Origin of the sequence: Micromonospora globispora (assembly GCF_003857015.1) — a bacterium.
Classification (GTDB): Bacteria; Actinomycetota; Actinomycetes; order Mycobacteriales; family Micromonosporaceae; genus Micromonospora; species Micromonospora globispora.
This window is the reverse complement of record NZ_QGGF01000089.1, coordinates 1-5039: the sequence shown is the minus strand read 5'-3', so window position 1 is coordinate 5039 and position 5039 is coordinate 1. Positions and strand designations below refer to the sequence as shown.

The 5039-nt window shown below is 72.2% G+C and carries 3 protein-coding genes and 1 pseudogene; 2 read left to right on the top strand and 2 right to left on the bottom strand.

Going from position 1 to position 5039, the window contains the following annotated elements:
- Nucleotides 1–457: pseudogene (locus tag DKL51_RS03285) on the bottom strand (hypothetical protein); the annotation flags it as partial.
- 13 nt (nucleotides 458–470) lie between these two features.
- Nucleotides 471–1070, bottom strand: a complete 600-nt coding sequence (locus DKL51_RS03280) for a hypothetical protein (protein ID WP_109947858.1) — start codon at nucleotides 1068–1070, stop codon at nucleotides 471–473.
- Between the two features lie 172 nt (nucleotides 1071–1242).
- On the opposite strand from DKL51_RS03280, the gene DKL51_RS03275 reads away from it, so the two are divergent.
- Both DKL51_RS03275 and DKL51_RS03270 read left to right on the top strand, forming a co-directional pair.
- The gene (locus DKL51_RS03275; protein WP_109947860.1) at nucleotides 1243–2721 is read left to right on the top strand and encodes a catalase; all 1479 of its coding nucleotides are present in this window, start codon (nucleotides 1243–1245) and stop codon (nucleotides 2719–2721) included.
- Nucleotides 2722–2954: 233 nt separating this feature from the next.
- Nucleotides 2955–5039 (top strand): sensor histidine kinase (locus DKL51_RS03270; RefSeq protein WP_124811706.1); only part of this gene is annotated, 2085 nt, incomplete at its 3' end.

Genomic DNA, 5039 nt, shown 5'->3' with positions numbered 1-5039 from the left:
GCACGGCGGTGTCCTCGCCGCGCGGGTCCCGCTCGTCCTCCGGCCGCCCGCTGGCCATCGCCGACGCGGCCACCGCGTCGGCCACCGTGGCCGCGCCGAAGGTGGTCGGCACCGGCGCCGGCTCGTGGAACTCCGGCCGGCCCTCCCGGTCGGTGTCGGCGGCCTCCGCGTCCGCGGTCGCCGCCCGGGTCTCCCGCAGGTCGTCCGGGCGGGTCTCGTCCAGCGCCTCCGCCTCATCCGTACGCCGGTCGGCGTCCAACCGGTCGTCCGGCCGGTCGCCCACCACCGCCGGGTCGTCGAAGGTGCCCCGATCGTCCAGCGCGTCCTCCGGCACGTCGGTCCGGGCGGCGTCGCGCCGGTCCCCGTCGCCGAGGTCGCCCGGTGGCGGCACCGGCACCGGCGCGGACCGGACGGCCTCCGGGTGCTCGTTCCTGACCTGCTGCTCTTCCTGGCGCATCGCGGCGGCCTCCTCAGCGGCTTGTGACGTCGTCATGCGGGTGGTCCGGGTGGCGCTGCTCCGGCGGCGGCTGGTGCCCGACCGGGTCCTCGCCGAGCAGGTCGGCGAAGAGCGCCCGGTAGTGGACCAACGCCTGACGGAGCTCCTCGGTGGTGGCCTCGCCGCGCTCGTTGCGCAGCCGGATCTCGTGGGCGTCCCGGTAGTGGGTCAGGGTGCGGGCGTGCTCGACGGAGAGGTGGGCGATCTGCTCGTCGAAGTCCCCGGTGGGGTACCCACGCTCGGCGATCAGCCGGCTGACCAGCTCGTCGGCGTCGCCGACGGTGTCGGCGGGGGAGTCCACGAACCGGACCTGGAGCTCCTCCCAGGCGGCGGCGTAGCGGGCCCGCGACTCGGGGCTGAGCGGGGTCAGTTCCAGCTGGGCGTGCCGGCGTTCCCGTTCCCGCAGCTCCCGCTCGGCCGCGCTGCGGCTGTCCTGCTCGGCGACGGCCCGGTCGTACTCCGGACCGAAGCGCTGCTTGAGCGCGCGGCGGCGGCTCGCCACCACGGCGACCGCGGCCAGCGCCGCGAGCACCAACACGACGATGACTATGACGACTACCTGTGTGGGCGACATGGCTCCTCCTTCGCCCGCTGGTATTCCCTCCGCGCACTGATCGCCAATCCCGATCCGGGGCACTTTCCTTACCCATTCCGCACCCGAAACCCCCGCCGCCCTTGGCGCGGCCCACAGGACGACCCTGCCACCAAAACTTGACTCATTCCAGAAAAGCCGGTTGGGTGGGGTGATGCCGAACTCCAAGCCGATCCTCACCACCCGTCAGGGCCACCCCGTGCACAACAACCAGCAGCAGCGGACCGTCGGCTCGCGCGGCCCGGCGACGCTGGAGAACTACCACTTCCTGGAGAAGATCAGCCACTTCGACCGGGAGCGGATCCCCGAGCGGGTGGTGCACGCGCGAGGCTTCGTCGCGCACGGCGAGTTCGAGGCGTACGGGACGATCGGCGACCAGCCGGCGTCGACGTACACCCGCGCCAAGCTGTTCCAGACCAGGGGGAAGACCCCGGTCACCATCCGCTTCTCCACCGTCATCGGCGGCCGCGACTCCTCCGAGGCGGCCCGCGACCCGCGCGGCTTCGCGGTGAAGTTCCGCACCGACGACGGCAACTGGGACATGGTGGGCAACAACCTCCAGGTCTTCTTCATCCGGGACGCGATCAAGTTCCCGGACGTCATCCACTCGCTCAAGCCCGACCCGGTGACCTTCCGGCAGGAGCCGAACCGGATCTTCGACTTCATGTCGAACACCCCCGAGTCGATGCACATGCTGACCTGGCTCTTCTCCCCGTACGGCATCCCGAAGAACTACCGGACCATGCGCGGCTCGGGCGTGAACACCTACCGGTTCGTCAACGCCGGGGGCGAAGGCGTGCTGGTCAAGTTCCACTGGCTGACCCAGCAGGGCGAGCACAACCTCACCCAGGCCGAGGCGGACGCCATCCAGGCCACCGACCTGGGTCACGCCTCCAAGGACCTGTACGAGGCGATCGAGCGTGGCGAGTACCCGCAGTGGGAGCTCAACGTCCAGATCATGAGCGACGACGAGCACCCCGAGCTGGACTTCGACCCGCTGGACGACACCAAGATCTGGCCCGAGGAGCAGTTCCCGTACCTGCCGGTCGGGATGATGACGCTGAACCGGAACATCACCGACCACCACAACGAGAACGAGCAGATCGCCTTCGGCACCGGTGTGCTGGTCGACGGGATCGACTTCTCCGACGACAAGATGCTGGCCGGCCGGACGTTCTCCTACTCGGACACCCAGCGCTACCGGGTCGGACCGAACTACCTCCAGCTGCCGGTCAACCGGCCGCGGGAGGACGTGCCGGTGAGCACCAATCAGACCGGCGGCCAGATGTCGTACGGGGTGGACAACCGCGGCGAAAACCCGCACATCAACTTCGAGCCGTCCTCGGTGGCCGGACTGGCCGAGGCCGACGAGTCCTACCGGGAGTACCGCCCGTTCGTTTCCGGCCAGATCATGAAGGCGCCGATCGAGCGGCAGAACAACTACGCGCAGGCCGGCCGGCGCTACCGCGAGATGGCCGACTGGCAGCGGGACGACCTGATCCTCAACCTGGTCACCAACCTGTCCCAGTGCGACAAGCACCTCCAGGAGAAGATGGTCTGGCACTTCAGCCAGTGCGACGAGGAGTACGGCCGTCGGGTCGCCGAAGGACTCGGCATCTCGGTCAACGCCTGATCCGCGCCTCCGACCACGAGCGCCCCGCCGGTTCCTACCGGCGGGGCGCTCGCGCCGTTGGTCCTCCACAGCGGAACGTCCCAGACGGTAGTTACCGGCGAACGGCCGGTAGTGCTTCGGTCCGTGATTACGTATCCTGCCCAAGGTGCCCGAGCCGGGGCCCGGCGCCGTGGCCGGGAAACTGCCCGGCCGGTGCCGGTGCCACCCCTGCGAATCCTTCCGGGCGAGGTCTGATGAACACCCGCGACTGGCCGATCCGCGCCAAGCTGACCGCGCTGGTCATCGGTCCGGTGACGGCGCTGCTGGCCCTCTGGATCTTCGCCACCACGCTCACCTTCGGTCCCGCCCTGGATCTGCTCGCCGCCCGCACCCTCCTCTACGACCTGGGCCGTCCCGGCGAGACGGCCGTCGCCGAGCTGCAACGGGAACGCCGGCTCTCGGTGGTCCAACTCGCCGGTGACGCCGAGCTGCCCGCCCTGGCCGAGCAGCGGCTGCGTACCGACCGGGCGGTCGCCGAGCTGCGCCGCCGGGTCGACGGGGACGAGCTGCGCGACGCCGCCACCGACCTGCTCGACACCCGGCTCGACCAGTTGGTGGCCGCGCTGGACGCGCTGCCCAGCGGCCGCGGCTTCATCGACCGGCGGCAGGTGGACCGGGCCGGTGCGCTCGGCCTCTACAACGGAATGATCTCCTCGGCCTTCCAGGCGTTCTCCGCGATGGCCACGCTGCCCGACGCGGACCTCAACCGGGAGGCGCTCGCGCTCACCGCGCTCGGCCGCTCGCGGGAACTGCTCGGCCAGACCGATGCGCTGCTTGCCGGCGCGCTGGTCGCCGGCCGGTTCGCCGAGGGCGAGCACGACCAGCTCGTACGGACCATCAACAACCAGCGGTTCCTCGCCGAGACGGCGGTGGCCGACCTGCCGGAGGCGGACCGCGCCGCCTACCAGCGGCTGACCGAGGGGGCGGCCTTCGTCCGGCTGCGCGCCCTGCAGGACGCCCTCGTCCGGGCCGACGGCCTGCCGCCCCAGCTCGACGTGCGCACCTGGGAGAGCAGCCAGGCGGCCGTCCAGCAGGGCCTGCGGGACTTCGAGCTGAGTCAGGCCGACGGGCTGGCCGAACGCTCCGTGCCGATGGCGGTCAACATCCTGCTCCGGCTCGGCGCCGTCGGGGTGCTCGGCCTGATCGCGATCGTGGTGAGCGTCCTGGTGGCGCTGCGGGTCGGCCGTTCGCTGGCCCGGCGGTTGACCGGCGTCCGGACGGCCGCCCTGGAGATGGCCGAGCAACGACTGCCCGACGTGGTGGCCCGGCTCCGCCGCGGCGAGGAGGTGGACGTCGCCCGGGAGGCGCCCGAGCTCGACCACGCCGGCGACGAGATCGGCCAGGTGGGGCGCGCGTTCAACGAGGTGCGCCGGACCGCCGTCCAGGCGGCGGTCGACGAGGTCGCCCTGCGCCGGGGCCTCAACGAGGTCTTCCTCAACATCGCCCGGCGCAGCCAGGGCCTGGTGCACCGGCAGTTGGCCCTGCTGGACCGGCTGGAGCGGCACGCCGAGGATCCGGACGAGCTGGCCGGCCTCTTCCAGGTGGACCACCTGGCCACCCGGCTCCGGCGGCACGCCGAGGACCTGGTCATCCTTGCCGGCGCGGCGCCCGGCCGGGGCTGGCGGAGCCCGGTCGCCGCGGTCGACGTCGTCCGCGGCGCGATCTCCGAGGTGGAGTCGTACGACCGGGTCGACGTCGGCGCAATGCAGCCGGCCGGGGTGCTGGGACGGGCCGTCGGCGACGTGATCCACCTGCTCGCCGAACTGATCGAGAACGCCACCGTCTTTTCTCCGCCCGGTACCCGGGTGGAGGTCTCCGGCCAGGCCGTGCCGAACGGGTACGCCATCGAGATCACCGACCGGGGTCTCGGCATGTCGCCGCAGGCCGTCGAGGACGCCAACCGCCGGCTGGCGGATTCGCCCGAGTTCGACCCGGCCGACAGTGCCCGGCTCGGGCTCTTCGTGGTGGCCCGGCTCGCCGAGCGGCACGGCGTACGGGTGCAGCTCCGGCGGGCCACGCCCACCGGGATCACCGCGGTGGTGCTCATCCCGGCCGACCTGGTCACCGACGAGCCGGCGGTGGGCCCGACCGGCCCGGATGCCGAGGCGGCGACGGTGGACGACCGCCGGATGGCCAAGGTGACCCGGCTCAGCACGCTGCCCCGGCCACGGGCCGCCCGGCCCAGCCGGGAACGCCCCGACTCCGCGAGCCCGGTGCTGCCGTTCGCCGCCGGTCGCGGCTCCTCCGTCGAGGCCGCCCCGGACGGCGATGGCCTGCCC

What these genes read in the sequence shown, in the direction of transcription:
- DKL51_RS03280 (WP_109947858.1), bottom strand. Translation starts at nt 1,070, where the DNA reads ATGTCGCCCACACAGGTAGTCGTCATAGTCATCGTCGTGTTGGTGCTC.
- DKL51_RS03275 (WP_109947860.1), top strand. Translation starts at nt 1,243, where the DNA reads ATGCCGAACTCCAAGCCGATCCTCACCACCCGTCAGGGCCACCCCGTG.